This window comes from Candidatus Chlorohelix sp. (assembly GCF_037138995.1).
Lineage (GTDB): Bacteria > Chloroflexota > Chloroflexia > Chloroheliales > Chloroheliaceae > Chlorohelix.
In genome coordinates, this window is record NZ_JBAXHI010000001.1 from 233,721 (window position 1) to 258,523 (window position 24,803).

16 protein-coding genes are annotated in these 24,803 nt (G+C 48.6%); 6 read left to right on the top strand and 10 right to left on the bottom strand.

What is annotated here, in order from left to right:
* Nucleotides 1–120: 120 nt before the first annotated feature.
* The 8 genes from WCK19_RS01040 to WCK19_RS01075 form a co-directional block, all read right to left on the bottom strand.
* Entirely contained in the window at nucleotides 121–1,440 is a 1,320-nt protein-coding gene (locus WCK19_RS01040; RefSeq protein ID WP_342395487.1) for a RodZ domain-containing protein, read from the bottom strand.
* Between the two features lie 289 nt (nucleotides 1,441–1,729).
* The gene (locus tag WCK19_RS01045; RefSeq protein ID WP_342395488.1) at nucleotides 1,730–2,746 is read right to left on the bottom strand and encodes an ATP-binding protein; all 1,017 of its coding nucleotides are present in this window, start codon (nucleotides 2,744–2,746) and stop codon (nucleotides 1,730–1,732) included.
* A 136-nt stretch (nucleotides 2,747–2,882) separates the two neighbouring features.
* Entirely contained in the window at nucleotides 2,883–4,544 is a 1,662-nt protein-coding gene (locus WCK19_RS01050; RefSeq protein WP_342395489.1) for a glycosyl hydrolase family 18 protein, read from the bottom strand.
* A 100-nt stretch (nucleotides 4,545–4,644) separates the two neighbouring features.
* The gene (locus WCK19_RS01055) at nucleotides 4,645–6,666 is read right to left on the bottom strand and encodes a glucosyl-3-phosphoglycerate synthase (protein WP_342395490.1); all 2,022 of its coding nucleotides are present in this window, start codon (nucleotides 6,664–6,666) and stop codon (nucleotides 4,645–4,647) included.
* Between the two features lie 4 nt (nucleotides 6,667–6,670).
* Nucleotides 6,671–7,933 (bottom strand): glycosyltransferase family 4 protein, encoded by a 1,263-nt coding sequence (locus WCK19_RS01060; protein ID WP_342395491.1) that lies wholly within the window; start codon nucleotides 7,931–7,933, stop codon nucleotides 6,671–6,673.
* A gap of 465 nt (nucleotides 7,934–8,398) precedes the next feature.
* Nucleotides 8,399–9,577 (bottom strand): class I SAM-dependent methyltransferase, encoded by a 1,179-nt coding sequence (locus WCK19_RS01065; protein WP_342395492.1) that lies wholly within the window; start codon nucleotides 9,575–9,577, stop codon nucleotides 8,399–8,401.
* Nucleotides 9,574–10,659 carry a hypothetical protein gene (locus WCK19_RS01070; RefSeq protein ID WP_342395493.1) on the bottom strand — a complete coding sequence of 362 codons (1,086 nt, stop codon included), beginning with the start codon at nucleotides 10,657–10,659 and terminating at the stop codon, nucleotides 9,574–9,576. Before WCK19_RS01070 ends, WCK19_RS01065 begins: the two co-directional genes overlap by 4 nt.
* Nucleotides 10,656–12,116: a glycogen/starch synthase gene (locus WCK19_RS01075; protein WP_342395494.1), complete on the bottom strand. Its 1,461-nt coding sequence runs from the start codon at nucleotides 12,114–12,116 to the stop codon at nucleotides 10,656–10,658. The genes WCK19_RS01070 and WCK19_RS01075 overlap by 4 nt, the downstream gene beginning before the upstream one ends.
* A gap of 246 nt (nucleotides 12,117–12,362) precedes the next feature.
* On the opposite strand from WCK19_RS01075, the gene WCK19_RS01080 reads away from it, so the two are divergent.
* On the top strand, nucleotides 12,363–13,577 hold the full coding sequence (locus WCK19_RS01080) for a glycosyltransferase family 4 protein (RefSeq protein ID WP_342395495.1): 1,215 nt from the start codon (nucleotides 12,363–12,365) through the stop codon (nucleotides 13,575–13,577).
* Here the strand turns inward: WCK19_RS01080 and abc-f are convergent.
* Complete coding sequence (gene abc-f, locus WCK19_RS01085; protein ID WP_342395496.1) at nucleotides 13,553–15,211, bottom strand: ABC-F type ribosomal protection protein; 1,659 nt, start codon at nucleotides 15,209–15,211, stop codon at nucleotides 13,553–13,555. The genes WCK19_RS01080 and abc-f overlap by 25 nt on opposite strands.
* A gap of 257 nt (nucleotides 15,212–15,468) precedes the next feature.
* Here abc-f and WCK19_RS01090 point away from each other — a divergent pair, with 257 nt between their 5' ends.
* The 5 genes from WCK19_RS01090 (at nucleotide 15,469) to WCK19_RS01110 (ending at nucleotide 22,181) form a co-directional block, all read left to right on the top strand.
* Nucleotides 15,469–16,086, top strand: a complete 618-nt coding sequence (locus WCK19_RS01090) for a hypothetical protein (protein ID WP_342395497.1) — start codon at nucleotides 15,469–15,471, stop codon at nucleotides 16,084–16,086.
* A gap of 97 nt (nucleotides 16,087–16,183) precedes the next feature.
* A complete protein-coding gene (locus WCK19_RS01095) occupies nucleotides 16,184–17,074 on the top strand; it encodes a dolichyl-phosphate beta-glucosyltransferase (protein ID WP_342395498.1) in 891 nt (296 codons plus the stop codon).
* Nucleotides 17,064–18,851: a methionine--tRNA ligase gene (gene metG / locus WCK19_RS01100; RefSeq protein WP_342395499.1), complete on the top strand. Its 1,788-nt coding sequence runs from the start codon at nucleotides 17,064–17,066 to the stop codon at nucleotides 18,849–18,851. The genes WCK19_RS01095 and metG overlap by 11 nt, the downstream gene beginning before the upstream one ends.
* A 63-nt stretch (nucleotides 18,852–18,914) precedes the next feature.
* Complete coding sequence (locus WCK19_RS01105) at nucleotides 18,915–20,243, top strand: hypothetical protein (protein ID WP_342395500.1); 1,329 nt, start codon at nucleotides 18,915–18,917, stop codon at nucleotides 20,241–20,243.
* Between the two features lie 102 nt (nucleotides 20,244–20,345).
* Nucleotides 20,346–22,181 carry a DnaJ domain-containing protein gene (locus WCK19_RS01110; RefSeq protein ID WP_342395501.1) on the top strand — a complete coding sequence of 612 codons (1,836 nt, stop codon included), beginning with the start codon at nucleotides 20,346–20,348 and terminating at the stop codon, nucleotides 22,179–22,181.
* A 56-nt stretch (nucleotides 22,182–22,237) separates the two neighbouring features.
* On the opposite strand, the gene WCK19_RS01115 is transcribed toward WCK19_RS01110, so the two are convergent.
* Entirely contained in the window at nucleotides 22,238–24,784 is a 2,547-nt protein-coding gene (locus WCK19_RS01115) for a penicillin acylase family protein (RefSeq protein WP_342395502.1), read from the bottom strand.
* Between the last annotated feature and the right edge of the window lie 19 nt (nucleotides 24,785–24,803).

Sequence of the window (24,803 nt, forward strand, 5' to 3'; positions counted from 1 at the left end):
TGTTAAAAAAAATCCCCTTCTAAAACAAGGGATAATATACCATATCTGTAAAAATAACTATAGGGATACGGTGTTCGCATCCCTACAAAAAATCTATTAGCTCTTTTTTTATGGAAGCTCTTAGCGGTTTACGATTTCCTCAGAGCCGTCTGATTTGAAGGCTTTTACTACCGTACCGGAGTTGGCAGGAGCATACTGTTTCTCTTGCCCATTGACCAGTAGTTTAACCGATACGGGTCTGCCGAGAACTATTTCTATCTTGTCCTTACCTTCAAAAGATATGGTTTTGCCTTTCACCAATTCATTCATAGTAGATTTATCATCTACCCACACTTGCACCCAGCTACCGTCATTATCTACTACCACTTCCAACTTTACTGGCGGTTTGGTTGGAGCAGTTACTGCGATTGTAGCGGCTTCAGTTGTAGTAGGCGCTGCCGAGCCTAACACTATTCTGGCAACTACCGTTGGATTAGGCACTATCGTCGTTGTCACTGCAATAGCGGTAGGTTTTACCATCTGGGTGTTACTAACAGCAACCGGAGTTCCCGCGATTGGCGTTACCGTTGGGGCTGAGTACACATTATGCGTTGCAGTAGCAGCCAACCTATCATTAGTAGGCGGTACAGCTACGCCCCGTAATAGCAACAAGGTTGCCGCTGCAAAGATAATTAACACTGCCAATAAGGGCATAAAATTTGGAATATAGAAAGCTGGTTTATTTAGCGGCGCCATAGCGGGTTTAAGCACATAGCGACCGGGTTGTCTCAGCATGCTTGTGGTGTGCTTAGGTCTCACCGACAAAAGTGCTTGCGAGGCGATAGGTTTCGAGAAAGTAACTTCGGGAATCACAATCGGTTGTGGTTCTACTACGGTTACTTCTACTGTCCCTACCTTTTCAACTTCCGTTTCAACTGCTACTTTGTTGCTTTCGGTGATTACAACTTCAGGCTTGCTTTCACGCTTTTCCTCAACCACTTCAGCAAGTGCAATTTCAAACTCTGATTCTTCAGCCGTTACGGCAAGAATCTCAACTGTATCTTTTAATGTTTGATTGTTTGTTTCTACAGGTGTTTGTGCTGTAATGGGGATACTAGGCTCGGTTAATAGGTGGAGACCACCAGAATCGGCACTTCCTGAATCAGCACTACCAGAGTCAGCAGCATGATAGGGTTCAAGACCCATGGCTACTGCTTCCAAAAGCTCATCAAAGCTTTGGACTATCTCAGCGCCTTCGAGACCTAAAAAAGCCGCATAATTTTTTAGAAAGCCCCGAATATAAACAGGGGGCGGCAAAACTGCGTAGTTCTCTTCTTCTAAAGCCTGTAGAAAAGATTGTCGGATTTTGGTAGCCATTTGAGCTTCCAATAGAGTTACGTCTTTTTGCACACGTGCTTGACGTAACGTCCGACCTATAATTCCCACATAACTAGATGGCATACATTCCTCCACCGCTCGACGGCAGGATACCTATGCCAGAACCACTATTATCTTTTGAAGTACTCAAGTTCTCGCTAACTCCTGCAAATCGACCCATTTCATTCAGCCATACATTGATGGTGAGATATTACTAACGACCCCACACAGTGATAAGCACTGGCTTATCTTACTCGGCTGAAGAAAAACATAAAAATACTCAGAGCAGTACTTGAGAAACCCTTTCTTCTACATTTACATCTCATTAGATTATATATACCACATAATTTTAATCGGTGCAAATTTAGTTTTATTAGCGTGGCAAATATGCAGTGCCGCGCTTGTCCCCAAACTTCATAAGGTAGTTTTTATCTACTAAGCCTAGCAAATCGGTACGTGCGGTTTCTTCGGTAATATCCGGGTTTATAGCGCGATAATCCCGGTTAGTCAGTCTGCCTCGTTCGCGGGCATAGAGCAAGCCTCGCGCCTGTCTTTCGTTTAAGCCAGACCGCATAAGGGCAAAAAATTCAGGTCTCAGCGAATCGCTTATCTCAAAAAGTGGAGCAAGTTCTGGCTTTGGCTCGGCTTTACGGTTTTCAGTTTCAACAAAGATGCGTGCGGGTAGGTAGGCAGTAAATGAATCTGCATCGCTGCTGAAGGTTGGGGGCGCACTGCCAAGTTCTGCTAACTCACGTCGCATTCGTAATATGCCCGTTCCCATTTCTTCTACCAATCTTAATTCATACATGATGCGGGCGAGCAGTGGATTACGGCTATAACGTTTTTTGCCCAAATTCTCTAAAGTTACCGGACCTGCCAGACCGCCGGGGCTTTCCACTTCCAGCCTGTCATCGAACATGCGTATCGAAATTTTCTGCCCGCTTATGCTGTAATCGCGATGCGCCACCGCATTGGTGATTGCTTCGCGAACTGCTACGGGCGGGTATTCGGGTATATCCTCTCGGTAAAGCCCTTGAATTGGGCTTGTCACCTTCATGTTGCGTAGCACAAAACGCGAGGCTTCCTCAATTATTTTATCAAGCGTACCGGACACTTCCACCCTGTCGATAATTATGCCTGTTACATCTTGTCCTTTGAAACGGGCTAATTTCATGTTCGCCTGTGGCAGATAAAGCTCCACATTTTTCCCGAAGATTAGCAGCGCCGCGGTGATGGGGTGTAGCGTTCCATTCTCGTCTTTGGTTAGTCCTAGTTCGAGAAGCCTTTCGCTGCGGTTCAATCGGAAGGGTGCGCCGCTTTGCTCAGCCAGCTTGTGCAGGTAAGCATCTATTTTTTCGAAATCAAGCTCGTCTAGAGTCGCGTTAAGCACAAGGCGACTTTCTGAACTCTCATTCTCTTCCCGATTTTGTTTGATTGCTTTTTTTTCAGCCATATAAAAATTTAAAAGCGTAGCCTTATATTACCAACTACGCCTTGCTTAAAGCTGTAGAAATTGCTGAAATCCTCTAGGTTTCAGCGCGTAGCCAGCCGTAATCTTTCATAATCTGATTGCCGAGCAAGCCCAGCAATACTTCGTAGCGAGTCCCTTTATTTTCAGGATGATACTCAAAGCGGTTACGCTCGAAATATTGCACTGTGTAGGTTTTCCCATCGGTAGGGCTGCTTTCCTGAAATTCCTCACTGATTGGGTAGCCATAAATTTCCAGCCCGCCATTTTTCAGCCAATATTGCAGGAAGCCATAGCTCAGGCTATGTCCTGTTTGTGGGATGTACCACACATCCGCTCTGCTCTGGAAAGGCGATAAAGCCTTAAAGGGCGCTTCTTCCGAGCGCCCTGTGGTTACTTGTCTTCCTAATAAGCCTAGCTGTACCTCGAAGGGCGTACCTTTCAAGTCCGGGTGATATTCAAAACGCGCCCGCTCGAAATATTGTACCACGTAATCTTTCCCATCCGAAGGGTTGCGTTCGAGAAATTCCTCAGTCCAAGGATAGCCGAACTGTGCCAACCCACCGTTTTTATCCCAGTAAATTTTGAACTGTCCACCTAAGCTGTGTCCGGTCTGTGCGAAATAAGTTCTATCCGGTTTGCTGGCGAATGCCGCAATGGGGTTGGTCGGCAAAGTGAAGCTGCGGACTACGGGCCAAAAGCTTGCTCCTTCTTGACCAAGCCTCCATGCTGCAAAACCGGCTAAATTATTTTTCTTCAGCAAATCGAGCTTGGCTTGTAGGGAGCGAGGGTTCTGAAACCACATGCGATGTGCTTCTCCGTTGTCGCTATAATCTGCGAAAGCTTCTTGCACTGTTTCGTCATACCCGGTTGTGCCTTTAAACTTACGTATTGTATCCTGAGTGTCGTCAAAGCTCCGTGCGGTCGCAAAGCCGCCTTTGCTGACATTCCAATCATAGCCATAAAATGGCACGCCCAACATAACCTTACCGGGACCTAATTGGCTGGAAGCAAACGCCACCACCGAGCTTGACCAGTTTATCGGCGCAACCGGTCCGTCCGAACCGCCCCGATAATGATAGTCGTAAACCATGATAACGGCTAAATCTAGGTAGGGTGCAAGCGAAGCATAATCATATACCCCACCGAAGCCGGTAGTCACATCGCGCGTTTTGGAAACCAGCGCGGCGGTTGTGAGTTTGTTCTTAGCTTTGAGGCGTGCATAAAGTTGCCCCATAAAATTGGTGAACTGAGGACGATCTGTGGCATTGAGATTTTCAAAATCTATATGGATACCATCATAACCGTTGGTATTTACTAGCCCCTCGATTTGGTCAATAATGCGCTTAACCTGCGCCGGGTCATTGATTACTTTGGTGAAATCATCCAGTACAGTGGCGCTGTTTTGAATGGTCGGAATCACCCGTACGCCTTTGCTTTTTGCTAGGTTGGTTACTTCCGCCTGATCGGTACCGATTAGAGAGCCATCGGGGCGCAAGTTGAAATAAACCGGCGAAATAATATTGAGCGAACCGATATTATTGCGAACCGATTCAAGCGATACAGGGGTTTTTACGTAGTAGCCCCAGCGCAACATTGCGGTTAAGGGGGTTGTTGTCTGTGCCTGAACTGGGTTTGTCTGCTGTGTCAGGTTAAAAAAGCCTACTGCCAGCAATAATGAAATTATTGACAGTAGCATTGCCTTGAATTTGAAAGTCATCAATCTTCCCGTAATATGCCTCTCTGAAAAATATAAAAACAGTATTACTTACAATATACTACCACATACTTACAACGTCTTGTAAGGCTGACGGTTTCTTTTAGGGACGGCTAAGACGCTCCCGGTGCTTGAGACGGTATTCGGGTACTTCTAGCATAGGCGGGCGCTCCCGGTCTTCTATATGGCGCAAATCTAATCGCAAACCTTGTGGACTTAGGTTAATCAGCTTCATGGTGCGATTTACATCATTGGTCAATTGCAATTTGTCGCGCTCCTCCAAGCGATTCACAATCACCTGAGTTATGGCAAAAGCCATTTGGCTAAGTGCGCCCAAATCTTGGTTGCGATGGCGGCGCTCTTTCAAATTGACCTGACCGATGGTAGCCAATCCGAATCTATCCAGAATATCAACAAGGTGTCCGGTTTCTACTCCGTATCCGGTGAAGAATGGTAATTGCTCAAGACATGTGCGCCTCCCGGCATATTCTCCCGAAAGCGGTTGAATAATACCGCTCAGTTCAGGGAAGAACAGATTGAACAGAGGTCGCACCGTCAATTCGGTGACACGCCCACCGCCCGTCTCGTGTATTATGTCGCCTACCTGAATCGGACGGCGGTAATAGCCTTTGACATATTGCAGACGCGCTTCTTTCAGCAGTGGCCCAACTAGCCCGTAAATAAAGCGCGGGTGCATATTGGTAACATCGGTATCAACCCACGCGATAATATCGCCTTTCAACTGGTAAAGGCTTTTCCAAAGGGCTTCTCCCTTCCCGCGTCTTATACCCTGCGTTGGCAGGATTTGCTGATGGATGTAAACCGGGATGCCCAATTCGGCGGCAATTTCGCGGGTACGATCTGTGCTATCGCTGTCTATCAATACAATCTCGTCCAGCAGTTTGTGGCGTACCAGTAGCTCATCCTTGATAGCGTGAATTACATCCCCGATAGTAGCTTCTTCGTTTAAGGCAGGTAATCCGAGACTGATAGTTAAACCTTGCGCCTTCTTTGCGGCTACCAACCGCTCTACATCTGCGAACTCATCTGCATCAAAGGTATTTTCGGCGAACCATTTATCTACCAATTCCGATACAAATTCATCGCTTGCGCTACGCGCTTGGAACTGCTGCTTCCTGCGCTGAAGCCGCGCAAAGTAGAAATCTTGGGGCGCACCTGCTCTGACCACTATTACGCCGGGTTTGCGTGCTTCATGCTCGTTTTGAGCTAATACTGCCCGCGCCACCGGACCGAAAGGATTTTGGAGTATTGCTTCAGTACGGGCAGGTGTCAAATTAGCAGTCGCGCCCAACAAAATCAGGTCGTGATTTTTCGCTTCCTGTACAATTGCTTCCTGTACATTCTGGCTGGCAACCTGCTTGCGCTTGATACGGTTGTAATTGCGATTGCCCCGCCCTAATACCGCATACGCCGATTCTTCTAGTTCCTCATCCAGATAACCTTCATCCCCTTCTTGAATGAATCTTGAAACATGCAGCAAGGTTATGTTACCGTCATTGCGTTCGGCGATACCGGAAGCCAGCCTTAACGCCAGTTCGGCAAAAGGTCCACCGCGGGCTGCCAGCAACATATTGCGGCTACTACTTACATCTACCCCCGGTCCTATTATTGCTAGGTCGCACAAGGGACGGCGCAAAATATCTTCAAGCGGGGAACGTGCGGTTGTACCCGCTATATCGCTTTCAAACCATCTTGAGCCAAGCAATAGCAGGGTTACTTGTCTTTCCAGAATCACATCATTTAATTCCTGCGTCAACGTGTTGGCGGCACATACCCGCACTACCGTCCGCAATTCAGGCAACTCATTAAGGTTATACCCGGCGGTAACTTCACCTACTACTTCATTCAGCAAGGTGCGCTGATACTGGGCGGGTAGCGCCCCTTCGCTCAGGCTTTGCCCCTCTGGAATTGGTACTAACCCCAACAAAGTGATGGCGCTGGCTTTCAGACCAGCGGCAATCTCCAGACTTGCCCGGAAAAGCCGTTTCATCTGCTCGCGCTCCGCTTTGCTGGCTTCTACTCTTTCTTCCAGCGCCAGTAGCACATGGTATTTTTCGCTGCTACTCTCGTTCTTGCTGGCATTTATTTGTAAATTTGAAATCATTTTATCACCGTAAAAGCGTAATAATTTGTCGTTCGAAAATTCCATCCCAACTAAAATTTAATATTGCTTCACGTCTAAGTTGGTAAAGCGGATTTTGAGTCAGCCCTTCTATTATCTTCCCTGCGATTATTTCCGGTTTTTCATCCGGTGCAAAACAAGTGGCGTAATTGCCAACCAATTGGCGAAGCGGTGGTATATCGCTACAAAAAATCGGCAATCTTGCCAACGCCGCCTCCAGAATGGGGATACCAAAACCTTCCTGTGCGCTAGGAAACAATAACGCATCGCAATACCTATACAGGTCAGCCACAACACTATCACTTACCGCTCTAGGTTTCTTCTCATCATCCTGCCAACGTTCTACCAGAAAAATAGTTTCGTCCTTGATACTTTCTTTATCCCGCAGCGCGAATAATTCGCGAACATACTCATCATTGCGGATATTGTGCGGTCCCGGTGGTCCGGTAACAATCAAGCGCGGGTTTTGACCGAGTTCTTTTAGCCTAGCCGTAACCATTATAGCCGTTTCAATGTTTTTCCGGCGGGTTATACGCGAAGGTAACAATAATAAAAGCGCTCCTTCACGCCTTGCTGCGCTTATACCGCTCTGCTCTAGCAGTTCGCTGGTTTCTTCGCCAATCGCTAGGAAATCTTCCAATCCAATCCCATTAGGCGCTATTAACACTTGCTCTGGGGTTAGCGCTGGCATAAAAATTTCACATAGGCTTTGTTGTCTCTGTGCCGAGACTGTTACATAGCTGACCTGTGCTACAGGCTGTTTTAGCATATTCCAAGGGTATCTTTCAAAAAGAACACTTTTATATAATGGGTCTGCCCATGCAAGGTCATGAGTCCAACCTATAAATTTAACTTTGAGGTTTTCGGCTGCTTTTATCAAAGCTAAACTGAGCGGCAAGTTTTTGTGCATGGTGAAGGCATTGTGAACTATGCAAAAATCGAAGCCTTCCAATAATTCTAACAAACGGCGGTAAGCTTCACGGGCATATACTTCAAAATCGGTAGGGACTTTGCCTTCATCCAATGCGCGGTTTATTTGGAGAAGTCTGTCATTTTTGCTGTCAAAGAGTGGTTCGATGATGGTTTGTACATCCTGAGAGGAGAATTGCTTGTCAGACCCGCGCCCTGCCAGTATAGTGACAGGATAACCGCGTGCTGCAAACAACCTTGCATGCGCTGCCATTACTGACTCCACCCCACCCACCACCGGAGGGCAAGTGTAATGAAGCATCGCTACTTTAGCTTGCACTATTCGCTTTTCCTTCCGCGAACCCGTTTATCCGGGAATAATAATCTATATTAGAAAGATTAAATCCTTTCTAATTATAGCTATATAACTTGTATTATGCATTCGGAAATTCCAATGAAACAAGTGGTACTTTAGGATATTTCTTTATGAAAGAAAATGAGTCCGGTGTGTGACCGAACTCACTTCTGTGTTGGGTATGTTAAGGGTCAAAGTGCAGACATTATTTTCAATATATCAGTTTGATAGCCATAAATAAACAGTGCGTTTACCTTGTAAGAACGCGCTAGAATTTGTTCAGGCGAGTCGGAAAATTTAAGTACAACTCCAGTAGAAATTTGTATTACTAACAAGTAAATTTGTTACACTCGTATTGTAACAATTTCCGCACAAATTTTACAAGGGAGAATAGTACCAGGAGTCCTAGTACTTAATGGTTGGTTTTTTAAATCACATAGCCATAAAGTACTAATTGCATATTACTACACAAGGTTTCCCCATAACTTTGGTAAGTATAATCGTTAGTTCTCGCGTGCCTTTCAAGTTCAGGGCATGTTCGAGGAATTGAGGGTCAATTGGCGAGCCGCGCTTTTTCACCACCACCTTTCCGGTGTCAAGCTCTTGCAAGCGGCGGTTCAGCTTCTTCAAGTTCCAGGGTAGGTATTCAAGCACAGGGAAGCGGCGGGCAAAAGGGGTTTCGAGAGCCTCGTTCGAGGTTAAATAGGCAATATCAGGGTCAATTTTGCGGGTAGAACCACCTAAAAGCAAGGCAAGCTCTTCTACCAGCCCCGCGCGTATCACTGCGCCATCGGGTTCGTACAAGTAGTCGAGCGGTTCACCGCAAGCTATTTCTGGCTTGTTCGTCTGGAAGGTAAGGGTATGCTTCCCCGGTAACAGCGTAGCCCGGCGGGTAGTTTGGCGAAATTTGCCAAACCATAGCGCCGCTTCTTTTACGTCTCCGTTTTCAGAGATAATTTCGACTTCGCAGTCGTATCCAGACAATTCGCTGTAATCCACTCCCGGCGAGATTTTTACTACAATGTCAGGTACTTTTTTAAGCCATTCCCGGATTGTCGAAAGCGGCGGTAGATACTGTTCCACCGAAAAAAGACGCTTGCCATTCACACGCCGCCCCGGATCAAAGAAGATTGCTGCAAAGCCCTCCACATCAAAGCTCTTCACATCTGCCGCACTGAACATGACGCTTACCCCGTTGGCTGCGCAATTAGCTTCCGCCAGCGTAAGGCGCGTTTCTTCCAGATCCACTCCGGTTACATTGAAATATTGTGCCAGTACCAGCGCATCTCCGCCAATTCCACAGCACAAATCGGCTACAGGCGTATGTTCACTGCAAACCTGTCGCATACGCTCCACCCGATAGCTTGCCACCGTTTCGCCGGAAGCTTGCTCCAATCCCTCTGGGGTAAAAAACATTTCTGCCGCTTTTTTGAACTTACCAGCTTTGGTAGCTTTACGGCGCAATAAAGCCTGCTCCACCAACGCTCCTGCCAATTCAGGGGCATAATTTTTACGTAAGCGCATCAAAACTGCCAGTTGGTTATTTTCGTTCAGTTCTTCGAGTTCAAGGTTGGCAAGCGCGGCTCTACCCTTTTCGCTAACCAGAAAGCGGGCAACTTCAGGGGTCATTTCTGGCGCAACCAAGCGCGGTAGCTTTCCGCTACCTTTAGAGGGTCACTGGATATAACAGTTGTTGCGAAAAGCTCAGTTCCTGCGGTATCATTCTGGCGATTCAAAGGATTACCTCGCGCCACCAAACGTGCAATAACCGGAAAGCCCGACCAGTTTTCGGAGACCGGGCGGATAGGCGGCATCTGTATTCCCACATTGAAAGAGGTAACTCCACTATGCAAATAGAAAGAAAGAGTTTTGTAAATTGCCTCACCCAATTCCGGCGAATAATTGTCGGTGATGAGCCATATTTCCCGGTCTCGCAACGGTGTGAGAGATACCAGAGCTTTAACCCGGTCTGCCGGGTCGGCAGTAAGACCGAGCGCACGGCTGGCATTTACCAGTTCCGCAAAATAATTACGGCGGTAGGTGGCTTCAAAACTTAGCGCATCCCTCCGTAAGCGTTCTACATGCCCATAGTGCATCCCGCGAGTCAGTAGCGCTTGGGCGTGTCCATGAATCTGGCTCGCGCCCGCTTTCCATAGGCAATTCCACAATAGGAAAAAATAGGGAGAGAGCGGGTCATGTTCTACCGCTTTTTCTGCCCAAGCGCGTCCGGTCATCAGGTAATCTATTACCTGTTCGCGTGAGAAACGGTGCGGGTGAAATTCCTTGAAAATAATCACCCCGCTCCAGCCGTCCACTTTAGCAATATTGCTGGCTGTAATAGCGTAATCGGTTTCTAGCCGTCCAAACACATCTGGCGCAGTTTCTCGCAAAGGGTAGGTGAATTGGTCGGTTGCACGCCCCTGTTCTATCAGGCTATCCAACGTGATATTTTCAATTGTCTGATGTGGGCGTGCAGCACGCAAGGGATTGAATAGCGAGGAGTCTAGCGTCACGAGATTAGTCACCTTCACTACAGGTTGGCGCAAACCATCCTGAGCAGAACCAAACAAACTCTCCAATTTTGGATAAAAGGAAGGTTCTGGGTTCATTACCCCTGTAGTAACACTAATATGGAATAGCCGCTCTACCGTTGCCCGGTCGGTTGGGGAAAGCGCTGCTACGAGATCGGGCAAATGCGCGATGCTGCTCAAAGTGATTCCACCTTTTGCCGCAATTCGATGGCACGCTGGAAAGTTTTGACATATTCAACTGCGCTGCTATCCCACGAATAATCCCGTTGCATATCTCGTCCCATCATTTTATACCACACTTCCCGGTTTTTGTAAGTTTCGAGGGCGCGTACTATTGTGGCAAAGAGCATCCAGTGGTCGTACTCTACGAAGGAAAAGCCGTTTCCCTCTCCGGTAGCCGGGTCGAAATCCTGTACGGTGTCGGCAAGCCCACCTGTTTTTCTAACCACCGGAATTGAGCCGTAGCGCATGGCAATCATCTGCCCCAAACCGCAGGGTTCAAAGCGAGAAGGCATCAGGAAAATATCGCTGCCGCCGTAGATTTTCTGCGCCAAAATCGCGTTAAAGGTTAAGCGCAAAGCCATTTTATCAGGATAACGCTGTGCAATTTGGCTGAAAAATTCATGGTACATTTGGTCTCCGGTACCCATCAACACGAATTGTATATTGAGTTGCAGCAGCGGGTTAATAATTTGCTCCAGCAAATCAAGCCCCTTTTGGCTGGCAAGGCGGGTAATCATACCAACCAACGGAATATCGGGATTCTGGGGTAGCCCTATCTCACGCTGCAAATCGAGCTTATTGGCGCTACGTTTATTCAAGGTTTTGACATCGAAATTAGCCGCTAGATAGCGATCGGTGGCAGGGTTAAAATGCCCTGTGTCAATCCCATTCAGAATACCGCAAAGCCTATCGCTGCGTTCATTTAGTATGCCGTTCATGTTTTCCCCAAATTGGGGTGACAATATTTCCTTAGCATAAGAAGGGCTGACGGTGCTGATAATATCGGCGTGGCGAATACCAAGACTCATCAAGCTAACCAGTTCCGAATGTTCCTGAATATTGCTATAGATAAAATCGTATTCGGCTATTCCGGCAATTTCAAGCACCCTGTAACCGAAAATGCCCTGATACGCTAGGTTGTGGATGGTATAAACGCTGGCTATATTGCGGTAGAAAGGCGTATTAGCGTATTGGGTTTTCAGCCAATTGGGGATTAGGGCAGTATGCCACTCGTGACAATGTATAACATCCGGTTGCCAATTCAGTTGCGGCAGCATTTCCATCACTGCACGGCAGAACAGAATAAAACGCTCATCATCGTCCGGGTAGCCGTAAATACCCTCGCGATTAAAATAGCGGTCATTATCAATCAGGTAAACCGGTACTTCTTCATTGAGATTACTTGAAAGCACAGATACAGGCTCGGTTCGTTCGTTTTTTAGCACTATATTTAGTTGATTGATAACGGGCTTAAGGTCAAATTTATTCGGGTTTATCCTGCCGTAGCGAGGAATTACCAGCCTAACATCATGCCCCAGCTTTGCCAGAGCTATGGGTAAAGAACCTATGACTTCCGCTACATGTCCAACTTTGGCAAACGGCGTTGCTTCTGCAGCGACTATCAATATTTTCAATTTTTATGAGAGCTTTCTGTTGGAATAGCGGAAATTTATAGAAAACTCTCTCCGCTCCTCAAATCCCAACGATTTCATTGCTGTTAAAACCACTAATTTTACCAATTTTAGCATAGAGCCATTTTAAGTAAAGTTAGGGAAGGTGGCAAATAAAAATCCATAGCCTTAAATTTGTGTAAACACCGTTCCTGTGGTACTACTTATACATTATCCTGTATCGTAATAATACATAGAAGAGATTAGATTTTGCTTAGAATCAGCCTTATTGCCCCGTTCGGTTTGAAGCTCAAAGGTACTGCCAGCGCCCGCATTCTGCCTTTGGCGGAAGCTCTGGTGGCGCTTGGTCATTCGGTGCGGGTATGCGTGCCGCCGTGGGATGACCCTGTACCCTCTCTACCCGGTGTCGAGCGCATCAATGGGGTGGAGATACTGACCGTTTCGTTAAAACCGGGACCGCTTGCTTTACAATTGCCTTGCAGATTGGCGCAAGCGGCGTTGTCTTTCAAGCCTGATGTAATCCATGTGTTCAAGCCCAAAGCCTACAGCGGGCTTACCGCTTTGCTGCTTTCCTTGCGCGGCAAACCTTTCGTGCTTGATACAGACGATTGGGAAGGCGCAGGCGGTTGGAACGATATTAACCCATATTCTCCCATGCAAAAAAAGCTCTTTGCATGGCAAGAACGCACTTTGCCGCGCCGCGCTATTGCCGTTACTGTTGCCAGTCGTACTCTGCAAACCCAAGTGTGGGGCTTTGGGGTAGCGCGAGACAAGGTTTTTTATCTACCTAATGGCGTTTCACTTACCAAATATGCCGGATGGCAGGGAAACGAAGCAGAAGAAGCGGCGCAACACTGGAGGGGGAAACTAGGACTAGAAGATAAAACGGTACTGTTGGCTTACACCCGCTTTGCCGAATTTAAAGCGCCTCGCCTGTTGGAAATCACGCGCCGTACTCTTGCTTTGTTGCCTTCTGCACAGGCTGAGAACACGCGCTTGTTGGTGGTAGGCGGCGGCTTTTTCGGGGAAGAAAAGGAGCTTCACGAACTGGCAGAACGCTACGGGTTGCGCGGAAAAGTAATTGCTATAGGGCAAGCCGCGTGGGAGGATTTGCCCGGTTTGTTGCGCTGTGGGGATGTAGCCCTCTACCCCTTTGACGATAATCTAATAAATCGGGCGCGTTGCTCTGTGAAATTTCTCGAATTACTATTGGCGGAACGCTCGGTAGTGACCGAAGCGGTGGGGCAACAAAGCGAGTATTTATGCGAGGGCGAGGGCGGGCAGCTGGTCACGCCGGGTGACACTGCCGCTTTTGCTGCTGCTGTCGCCAAACTTTTGCAGCTAAGCCCAGAATCGCGCCGCGAGTTTGGGGTAATTGCCGCCCGTCGCCTCTATTCCGAATTTAGCTGGTCAAAACTGGTGGAACAAGCAGAAGCGGCTTACCTAGCAACCGTTCGTTCGTAATCCTCCAAATCATAATAGGTTTTGAGTGAGCCGTCTTGAATAGCCCAAATCCGTTCGGCGAACCGTGCTACGAAATAGCGGTCGTGTGCTACCGCTAGGATAGTACCCTCAAATTGTTCCAACGTTTCCTCGAATTGCTCCCGCGATTTAATATCCAGATGGTTGAGCGGTTCGTCTAGCAGCAGAAAATTAACCCCGCTCAGCGCTAAACGCGCCAACGCCAATCGCGCCCGTTCGCCGTAGCTTAGGTTGCCTACGGGCGTGAACACTTCATCACCTGAAAATAAGAAATAGTGAAGGAAGTTACGCGCTTCGGTTTCGGTTATAGCTGCCATCTCGCGCACCGCTTCCAACGCAGTTTGTTGCGGTTTCAGCCCTTCCTGTTCCTGCGAGAAGTATCCCACTCGCACATTTGCGCCTAACCGGGCAATACCGCTGTCTGGCGCAAGTTCGCCCGCGATGATTTTCAGCAGGGTGGTTTTGCCCGTACCATTCGCGCCCAACAACGCCACCCGTTCGCCTTGCCTTAATACACCTGTAACCCGCTCGAACAGGCGCAAGTTACCAAAGGCTTTTACCACATTGTCTAGCGTAAGTACAATTTGTCCGCTGGTGGGCGTAGTCTCGAACTCCAACTTCATGTGCCAGCCCTTTTTGGGCTTTTCCAACCGCTCTTCGCTGTCGAGATACTTTTCCAACCTAGCTTTACGTACCACTGCTCGCCGCGCTACTTTCAAAGCGCGTTTGCGAACATAGAAATCAATGGTAGAGCCTTCGATATTGCGAGCGTGTTGCTCGGTGGCTTGCAGGTCGGCTTCCACTTTCCCGATATACTCTTGCTGACGCTGGTATTCGTCCTCGTATTTTCGGCGTTGCCTCTCCTCATCTTCCATATAGGCGCTGTAATTGCCCACGAACTCTTTTAGGGTGTGCGTTTTCTCATCCAGTGCCAGCAATTTCTGAACCACTTCATCCAGAAAAGCGCGGTCATGCGACACAATCAGCACTGCTCCTTTGTACTGACGCACAAATTCCTGTAACCATTCCAGCGCGGTGATGTCCAGATGGTTGGTTGGTTCGTCCAAAAGAAGCAGGTCTGGTCGAGAAAGCAACAAACGCGCCAATCCTAACCGAGTCTTTTGTCCTCCACTCAGAGTTGCCACCGGGGTATTCTGGTCTAGGTGTTCCAGCCCCAATCCGTTCAATGCTTCGGCTAGTCGCGCTTGCGCCCCGTAAGCGTCCAGCCTTTCCGCTTCTTCTAACGCTTCAGAATAACGCGCCATAAGCGTATCAAATTCATCGCTTTGCGCCACGCTTATGGCTGCACCCAACCGCTCAATTTCTAGCAAGATTTCTAAAGCCTGACCTATCGCTTTGCCGATTACTTTGCCGACGGTAGCACCCGGCGCATATTCAAGAGCCTGTTCGAGGTAGCCAAAACGCGCCGAGGGGTCGCGCCATACTTTGCCCGAATCGGGTTGTTCTTCGCCCACTATTATTTTTAACAGAGTGGATTTGCCTGAGCCGTTTGGTCCGATTAGACCGGCACGCTCGCCTCGATTGAGGATAAAGCTTACTTTTTCGAGGATAACGGCATCGCCAAAGCTTTTATTTATTCCAGAAACTTTAAGCATGATTAATACTCTTTCTTCTTGATTAAGGGCAGGTCAAAGCTGCCGCCGCAACCATATTTAGATAGAAAGAGTTCTTCTCATACTTACCTTAAATCATACAAAAACCAATGCCGGAGACGGAAAAAGGTTATACACCGCCTCACTTAAGATTATAGCATGCCGTAACCCGCCCGGCATATCGTTCGTTGGTATTAATTGTAGTGCTGCTTTTTCATGGTGTTTGAGTTTCTAACAGGAGGAATCGGATAGGTAAGTTATTGGTTTTTTTATTCGCGCTTACACTTTTACTCGGTGCGTGCGGCACTCTCGCAGCCACTCCAGAAACGTTACCCGCTGCAACTCTCGCTACTACGCCTGACCCCGCTAAAATTGATCTGCGTTATCCCGGCGCAACTTATTTTGATGCGAAAGTAATCTTGCCACAGGGTTTATTATCAGTACCCTTGCAAGGGAATAATATTGTAATCTTTTCTTCCGGTGATAGTGTTGAAAAAATTGCTCAGTTCTACCGTGAGAAATTTGCCACTGCCGGGCTTGGCACTGAGTCGAACTATACATGTAAAACCGAAACCGATTGCCAAGAGCTTTACCCCTTTAGCGCGTTCAAAGATGAGTGTGTGTTAGACGGGCGGGGTAGCAAAACCTGTTATGCAATTTACCAGTACGAATTTGTTCTGGTTACTGCAAATGCCTCGACTTCAGAAATGAATAACTTTAATATACCGGACGAGTTAAGAAAACTGCTGAAGGCTGGAACTACACTTGTTTGTTACTATGGCAGATCAATGACACCGCCTGTTATCTCTCTGGCTCCAGTGGTGACTACCGCTGCTGCGCTCTGGACTAGTACCCCTGCACCACAAACGACACCCTGATTTTTATTGCTTGACGCTGAGTTTATAATGCTATAGACTTCAAAAACGCCATGTCCTATTAGGTGGCGTAAATATTTATACAGGATAGGTTTTTAGAATGGGATTTTCTAAGGAGAACGAGCAAGTGACTTCACAAGCGCTCGACTCTAAATCACCCAATAATCAGGCAGAATCCGGCAAGGGCGATTCAGTACGCCCTGCTTCTGCTACTAAGCCCTACCTGTCCGTAGTTATCCCCGCTTATAATGAAGAGAAGCGCTTACCCGGCACTCTTGCAACGGTGCTGGAATACCTCGAAAAGCAAAGTTATTCAGTGGAGGTGATAATCGTTGACGATGGCAGCGCCGATGATACGGCGGGCATCGTTCAGCGGTCAATGGCGGAGCGTTCGGAGCAGCCCAACAATTGCGAATTGAAGCTTATCGCCAGCGAACATCGCGGCAAAGGCTACACGGTGCGACGAGGTATGCTGGCAAGTAAGGGCGAGTATGTGCTTTTTTCTGACGCGGATTTCTCTACTCCTATTGTGGACGTAGTAAAGCTGCTGCAATGGCTGGAGCAAGGCTACGATGTGGCAGTAGGTAGCCGCGAAGGACAAGAAGCGCACCGCTACGGTGAGCCTTTCTACCGCCATCTAATGGGGCGCGTGTTTAATCGTCTGGTGCGTTTTGTTACTGGCGCGAACATGCAAGATACCCAGTGCGGTTTCAAAGCTTTCCGGCGTGAAGCCTGCCATGACCTGTTCCGCCGCCTCAAGCTTTACGGGGATAATGCAAAAACGGTCAAAGGCGCAATGGTCACAGGCTTTGACGTGGAAGTGCTTTTCTTGGCTCGCAAGCGCGGCTACAAGCTGAAGGAAGTGCCGGTTAGCTGGTACTATGTCGGCGGAAGCAAAGTCAGCCCCCTCAAAGATTCAATTCGCATGTTGCGTGATATAATTCAGGTGAAATTGAACGACTTGAGAGGACTTTATAGAGATGAGCGATAATTTCCCTTCTAGCTACGATCCCGACACAATTCTAGTCAGCGTAGCGTGGCCCTATGCAAATGGTCCCTTCCATGCAGGGCATGTGAGCGGGGTATATCTTCCCGCCGATACTTTCGCACGATTTCAGCGTACACGTGGGCGTAAGGTTCTGATGGTCAGCGGTAGCGACTGTCATGGCACGCCCATAACTCTGCGTGCCGAGCGTGAGAATCGTACCCCACAGGAAGTAGTAAACGAGTTTCATACCAGCTTTTTGAAAACCTTCAATCGGCTTGGCATCGAGTTTGACCTGTTCACCAAAACCCTGACCGAGAATCACTATGCCGTGACGCAGGATATGTTTCTGCGCTTGTTAGAGCATGGCTATATCTACCGCGAAAAGATGATCGGCGCCTATAGCCCTAGCTTGTCGCGCTTCCTTCCCGACCGCTACGTGGAAGGCGAGTGCTACAATTGCCATTTCGGCAGGGCGCGTGGCGACCAATGCGACAACTGCGGCATCTTGGTTGACCCTCAGAAGCTGATTAATCCCTATAGCGTGGTTGACCGCCAGTCTATCGAGTTCCGCGAGACCGAGCATTTCTTCCTCGACCTTGCCAAACTTGAACCCTTTTTGCGCGATTGGATTAATAGCTATAACCGTGACTACTGGCGCAATAATACTACCCAATTCACCCTTAATTGGTTGAATCAGGGCTTGCGTGGACGCGCCATTACCCGTGACCTAGAGTGGGGTGTACCTATTCCTTTGGACGACCCTTCGTTCAAGGACAAGCGTATTTATGTTTGGTTCGATGCGGTTATCGGCTATTTCTCCGCCAGCAAAGAATGGGCGCAGCGGCAGGGCAAGCCAGAACTTTGGGAAAACTGGTGGCATTCGGGCAAGGCTGGCAAATTGCCTGCTCGCCAGTATTATTTTCTGGGTAAGGATAATATTCCTTTTCACACCATTATTTGGCCCGCTATGCTTATCGGCTATGGCGAGTTAAACCTGCCCTTTGATGTGCCTGCCAGCGAATTTATGAATCTGGAAGGCGACCAGATGAGTACCAGCCGCAACTGGGCTATCTGGCTGCCCGACATCGAAGAGCGTTATCAGCCTGACGCTATTCGCTATTACATGACTGCGATTGCGCCCGAAACCCGCGATAGTAGCTGGAGTTGGAAGGATTTTGTCGCCAAAATCAACAATGAGCTTATCGGCACTTACGGGAATTTTATCAACCGCGTGTTGAACCCTCTTCAGAAGAATTTCGGCGGTCTAGTGCCAACGCCCGGCGAACTGGACGAGAGCGACCACAAGTTGCTTGCAGCCGCACAGGAGACTTTTGCGCGAGTAACCGAATTGCTGGAAGGTGTACACTTGCGCGATGCCCTGAAAGAGGTAATGGCGCTGGCATCGCTTGGCAACGGCTATCTGGAGGAAAAATCGCCTTGGAAGGTTATCAAGCAGGATGTGCAGCGTGCCGGGACGACTTATTATGTGGCAGCGCAAATTGCCAATGCCCTAAAAATAATGAGTTACCCTTTCTTGCCATTCTCTGCTGAAAAACTTCATGCAATGTTAGGTTTTGCGCCGGGCAATCCTGAAGTTTCGAGCTATAGCGGTGTGGCGGAAGACGGGGTTATCAAGATTCCGGCTTTCGCAGATTGGGCGCTTGAGCCTGTACCTGCCGGGCAAGTTTTGCCGCCTCCCACCGCGTTGTTTATCAAACTTGAGCCATCCGTAGCAGATGAAGAACTGGCGCTGCTCAACGCCAACAAAATCGAGAAGTAACCCGGATTTACCCCCTCTATTTCAGCCAAAGAGGGGGTAAGCCTAACCGTTCCTCGCAAAATTATGAAACCAACCTTCCCGCCGTTTAATCATAATGACCCGCATGCGCTAGTAGAGCAACTTCGTAAATTACTGCCTGATGCTCATTTCTATGCGGTTAATCAGGTGGCTGATGTGGCGGAGCGTGAAGGCGTAAACACTTTGTTGGTGGGCGGTATCGTGCGCGATTTGATGCTGGGTCGGCAAAATCTTGATTTGGACTTCATGACACTCGATTATAGCCATGTTCTGGCTGAACATTTGACTAACCATTTCAAGCGTGCGCCGCATGTTGACCGAGTGCGCTTGCACAAGCACAAAGCTTTTGGTACTGCCAAAATCGAGATTTTTTTTCAGAATGGCGATTACCTGCATATAGACCTTGCTACTGCCCGTCTTGAAACCTATGAACACCCTGCTGCCCTTCCCACCGTTAGTATTGACCCACCAGCCCCGGTTGAGTTGGATTTAAAGCGGCGCGATTATACCCTCAACGCTATGGCGCTTTCGCTTAGCGGTGGTTTGGTTGACCCTTACAATGGACTAGAAGACCTACGCGATGGTTTTTTGCGGGTACTACACCCTCGCAGCTTTATAGATGACCCTACCCGGTTGCCGCGTGGTTTGCGCTATGCTGCCCGTTTCGGCTACCAATTCGACCCTGAAACCGAAGAATTATTTCGAGAATCGGTGCGGGCGCGACACTTTGAATTGCTAACGCCTGTTCGCAAAAGCAACGAACTGGTTAAAATATTGCGCGAGGCTGCCCCTGAGCGTGGCTTGAGTTTGTTGCACAAATATGACTTGCTGGAGCAATTTGACCCGGCGTTCCTCTGGTATTACGCTACGCTAGAGGAGTTCAGGCGTATCAAGGAATATCGGTTTGCCGATTTGCTGAACCGCGTTCCAGCTTATCTTTCTGCGCTGTGTTGGCGGAGGTTGCCGGAGCAGGTAGAGCATGCGTTGGCGGTGCTTGCATTTTTCGACCAAGAATCCAGCATTCCGCCACAAGTAGCGCGGTTGCGGCAAGAGGTTTTTCCTCTACTTCAACCCAACCTGAAAAATAGCCAGCTTTACGCGCTGCTAAATTCTTACGAGCGTGGCGCAATCGAAACAGCGGCTATTCTGCAACCTTCATCTGCGCCTGTATTGCGCTATTATCTGGAAGAAGTCAGTCGTTGCAAACCACACCTGACTGGCGGCTATCTTATACAATTGGGTTTGAAACCGGGCAAACAGTTCAAAGCGTTGTTGGAAGATTTGCTCAATGCGGTTCTGGATGGTGAGCTAAAAACCCTTGAAGAAGAAGCGCTCTTTTTAAGGCAAAAAGCCCTTGATAGTAATTCCCTATGAATTGACTTGTGACTCAATCTGAACGTATAATCTATAAACGCACCAAGTTTAACTTTAACCGTTTTGCGGTAAGCGGACGGTTTTTTATATGAAAAGAGATTAATGGCGGAAGTTCGACGCAGACAGCAAATAGATTATTACCGGGTGTTACAGGTTGACCCTACCGCCGAAACCGAGGTAGTAGAGGCTGCCTATAAAGCGCTGGTCAAGAAATATCACCCAGACCGCAACCGTGCGCCCGAAGCCGAGCAGCGTATGGCGCAGATTAATATAGCTTTTGATGTGTTGCGAGACGCTGAGAAGCGACGCGATTATAACCAAATTCGGGATAGTCTTGACCGCTACAATCGCAATCCGCCTGCGCAAACTGCACGCCCACGCCCTACTGAGAAGCCCAAGGAAAGCGCGTCTGTTTCCCGTACTCAGGAAGAACCGCCCCCGCGTACTAAACCACGCCCTAATTATTTTGTAGAGCGAGAGGCATCTCACGGGTTTAACCCTTTGCCTTGGGTTATCGCAGGGATGGTTTTTTTAATCCTGTTGACAGGGTGCCTGTTGTTACTTGAAACAGCATTTGGCAATCCGCTTGCTACTAGCTTTATAACTACAAAAAACCCGAATCTTCCACAATCCGGCTATCTTGTAATTACTGCTCCTCCATCCACTGTGGCGCCTGCTCCGGTGGGGGTGCTTAGTCGCGAAGGAGCTTCCGCTTTTCTGCTAACGCCTGATTTGTTTGACCGTCGCGTACTCGACCTGACTATCACCCAGCCTGATACGATGCGGGTCACTATTCGTTTGAGCGAGAAAGGCGGTACGACCAATGCCGAAACCGTTGCCACTTCCAATAAGCCAGACGCGCTCGACCTGTTACGCCAATCCGAACAGACCACTTATGTGCTAATCTATACCCTTTATCGCCAATATCCTGATTTAAACCGTTTGGCTCTTACCCTTACTGACCCGAAGGATGAAAAACGCCAAGTTTACCGCTCCGATACCACGCGCAACTCCGCTTTCAGCTTTTTCAACTGGCGCGGCGAAGTGAACCCTCGTCAACAAAGTGTTCAGGACATGGCGCGTTTTGCCTTTGAAGATAGGTTCGCCTACCATTACGGCGCCCCTCTCGATGACCAAACCCATAAGATTATTAGCAACCCTACTTCTGAGAATATCCTAGCAGAAATAGGCGCGTGGCTTCCCTCCGATGGTATTCAGGTGCGGGTAGAAGGTAACGGGGCGGTCAATATCGGCTATCTTATCAGCAAAAACGAGCAAGAGATGAAAAGCGATTGGGCGAAGATTTTCTACGCGCTCTATACTCGCTTTCCCTATCTTGATAGAATCAGCATAACCAAAGGGGTTGTAGGCACTTCTGGTACTGAAATACGGGTCAATGAGCGCAGCCTCTTTAACCGGGTTACACAGGCAGGGTGGGCGCAACGCCTTTTCGCTAAAGGTATTGCCGATCCCAAGAGCCTGATAGACAGTCTTCCCAACGACCCCTCTCTCAGCTTTCAGCCACCCCAGACTATTCAGGTGGAAGTAAAGCCCGGTGGTAGCGGGAAAGGCAAGAATTGGGAAATTTCAGACCCCAGTCGCTATCTTCTACAGGCTCGCATCGGCAACCTAACCAGCGAACGCGGCAAGTTTATGCTGCTTAATCTGAAACTAACCAATATTAATTCGGTGCGTGATTGGCCCAATGTGTCGCAGTTGTTTACCCTGCTAGATGGTCAGGGCTATTCCTATCGCGCCGATGTAATCGCCGCGTTGGCGCAATATCTCACCCCGCCTAGCAACGCCGCTCCCTACGGTGCAATCGAACCGGGCAAGAGTTTTACTATTCTTCTGGTTTTTGATATTCCCGATAATTCCTCAAACCTGCGTTTGATAATGCAGGATGATAACTCCAGTGTGGTGTTGCCCTTGAATTAAAAAGAGGCAACCATTTTCCGGCTACCTCTTTTTGATGTTTTTATTGTTACTCTTGCCTATGCCGGGTTCATGGTCAGCTTGCCTTCAGCATTATCCAGAATCGCAGCGCGGTTGAACAGGTGCGGGTGATATGCGCCAGCCAACCATTCCTCTATTAAATCGCTGTAATGCGGACTCATCGGTGCGCCGCTCTGACCGCTGGTACAGCCAAAGCGGGTATTCTCCCAATCGTTCAGGTCTGTGACAAGGCGAATGGCGCTGGTAGCCCCGTTAAAGCTGAAATTATCGTCACTGCCGTTGTAACCCGCTTGCCATACTGTATCCCAATCACCCCCCAGCGGGTAAGGTCCGCGATTGAAAATACGGTTTAGCGGTTTTACCATTCCTAGCGGGTGTACATAGTTGAGCGTATGTAGCTTGCCCCATTCCCAATCGTTCATATCATCGCCTAGCTTTTTGCGTAAAAGCTCAATCGCACGGCTCAAGGCTTCCAATAGCAGGTCGTCCCAGCTTTTGCCTATCGGCAGCAAATCTTGGTCATTAGCTTCAATTCTGCCTAGCAGGAAGGTAGTAGTAATGCTCTGCAAACTATTGGGGTGCGCTCCCAACGCATCCTTGCTGTTTCCCAAATAGCTTTCGGTAAGGCTACTGCCCATAATCGGTTCAAAAACCAACCTACCCAGTTTTTGCAATGTGGCATGGTAAATGCTTCCGGCTACACTATGCGCTGTCAATACCCCGTCCCATGTGGCGAGATAGCCGAGCGCGCGTCTTTGCCAATCGTTCCCTTTGGTAGCGTCTGCTTGCAAAAGGCGGCGGGTGAGTCGCAAGCCGGGAAGGCAGAGATGGTCTTTCTGGAAACGCGCCACATCATCCAGACTCAGCTTTTCGCGGCTGTTGATTAACTGGCGCAAGCGGATGGCGCGGTTCTCGCCCAGATAATCGCTGCCAAGCCAATAAGGGTACTCGTTACCTACCACTTTTTGGTTGGTGGTAATCAGATAACCCTGCTCAGGATTGTAGGAGTGGGGCAATTCCTCAAAGGGAATATAGCCCTGCCAGTCGTACTCTCCGGTATTTCCGGGGCTTGGAATCAGTCCCAACCCTTTGCCTCGTATAGGAATAAGTCCGGTGAACTGGTAGCCGATATTGCCTTCTACATCGGCATAAACGAAGCTAAAGCAACCCACATCCCAAGTGTTCAAGGCTTCCCTGAACTCTTTCCAGTTGGTAGCCCGGTTTAGTTTCAGTAGGGTTTTTATCCCTTTTGAAGGTTCGTAGATGTTCCATGAAACGGCAAGAGGCACTTCGATTTTGCCACCCGCATCGGCAGCAGGAGTCCCATGTAATTTGAGCGAACTAAGCAACGGACCGTGTACGCTACGGGCGCAATCCATAAAAAAGCTGGCTTTGCCCTTAATCTTGATTTCTTCCTGTACCACCTCAAACTCGCGCCATTCGCCTTTGTACTCATAGCGCTGTGGATTGGTGGGGTCTATTTTCTCGATAAAGCCATCTTGGGAATCAGACATAGTGTTGGTGATACCCCACGCAATATGGCGATTATGTCCGATGCCGATTAGCGGAACACCCGGAATGCTTGCCCCTATCACATCGAGTTCAGGTGAGTGCAGGTGCATTTCATACCATGTGGAAGGCATCGTAACCGACATATGGGGGTCGTTGCACAGCATCGGTTTTCCGGTAATGGTTCGGCTACCGCTCACCACCCAATTGTTGCTGTTACCCCCCGCAAATGCGCCTATCGTAGCTTGCATCTTGCGGTACTCTTCTAGGATAAGCTCAAAATCCAAACCGCTATAATCGGCATCCGACGGTATAATCAGGGGTGCGCCCGTAATCATTTGGGTGGGTTCAAGTTTGGCGGCACGTTCTGCGCCAAGCTTTTGTACCATCTGCGCCCTAACCAATTCCGAGTCTAGATTGGTGCTTTGCTGCACCCCTATAATTTTTGCCCATGTCAGGCTGTCAATCGGACTCCAAGGTTCGGGCTTGTAGCGCACCAGCGAAAATTCAAGCGGCAATTTCTTGGTATCCAGAAAAGCGTTTACCCCTTCTACGAAACGCTCCAGTGCCATTTTTTCTTCGCTATTGCTTTCCATATGGGCATAATCATTATGAGCGGCGCGGCGCAATTGTAGGCGGCGCATCATTTTATCGGCTTCGAGAGTGGCATTCCCAAAGACTTCAGATAAACGACCGGAAGCCACCCGCCGCTGAAATTCCATTTGCCACATGCGGTCTTGCGCTTGTACAAAACCTTGCGCGAATACCAGATCGGACAAGCTTTGCGCGTATAAATGCGGGATGCCCCATTTATCTCGTATCACTTCAACCGAGGCTTTCAAGCCGGACAGTTTAAGTTCACCGTTTATTTTACTATTGAAGCGCGTTTTGCTTGCCTGCCACGCACCGTAACCAACCGCACCCAGTGTGCCTGTAGCCAACAACAGGTTGCGAGAGGTTCGCCCACGCTTATGAGGTTTTCCCCTGCCGTTTTCTATAACATCGGTTATATTATTTGAAATGGCTTCAGCTACTTTTTGTATATCTTTACGGCTTGCGCTTTTCTGCCCCTTCATAAAGCACTACTCCTCTGCT

Bases quoted from the DNA above. Each gene is read 5' to 3' on its own strand.
- WCK19_RS01040 (WP_342395487.1), bottom strand. From the start codon at position 1,440: ATGCCATCTAGTTATGTGGGAATTATAGGTCGGACGTTACGTCAAGCA.
- WCK19_RS01050 (WP_342395489.1), bottom strand. From the start codon at position 4,544: ATGACTTTCAAATTCAAGGCAATGCTACTGTCAATAATTTCATTATTG.
- WCK19_RS01055 (WP_342395490.1), bottom strand. From the start codon at position 6,666: ATGATTTCAAATTTACAAATAAATGCCAGCAAGAACGAGAGTAGCAGC.
- WCK19_RS01065 (WP_342395492.1), bottom strand. From the start codon at position 9,577: ATGACCCCTGAAGTTGCCCGCTTTCTGGTTAGCGAAAAGGGTAGAGCC.
- abc-f (WP_342395496.1), bottom strand. From the start codon at position 15,211: ATGCTTAAAGTTTCTGGAATAAATAAAAGCTTTGGCGATGCCGTTATC.
- WCK19_RS01095 (WP_342395498.1), top strand. From the start codon at position 16,184: ATGGGATTTTCTAAGGAGAACGAGCAAGTGACTTCACAAGCGCTCGAC.
- metG (WP_342395499.1), top strand. From the start codon at position 17,064: ATGAGCGATAATTTCCCTTCTAGCTACGATCCCGACACAATTCTAGTC.
- WCK19_RS01105 (WP_342395500.1), top strand. From the start codon at position 18,915: ATGAAACCAACCTTCCCGCCGTTTAATCATAATGACCCGCATGCGCTA.
- WCK19_RS01110 (WP_342395501.1), top strand. From the start codon at position 20,346: ATGGCGGAAGTTCGACGCAGACAGCAAATAGATTATTACCGGGTGTTA.
- WCK19_RS01115 (WP_342395502.1), bottom strand. From the start codon at position 24,784: ATGAAGGGGCAGAAAAGCGCAAGCCGTAAAGATATACAAAAAGTAGCT.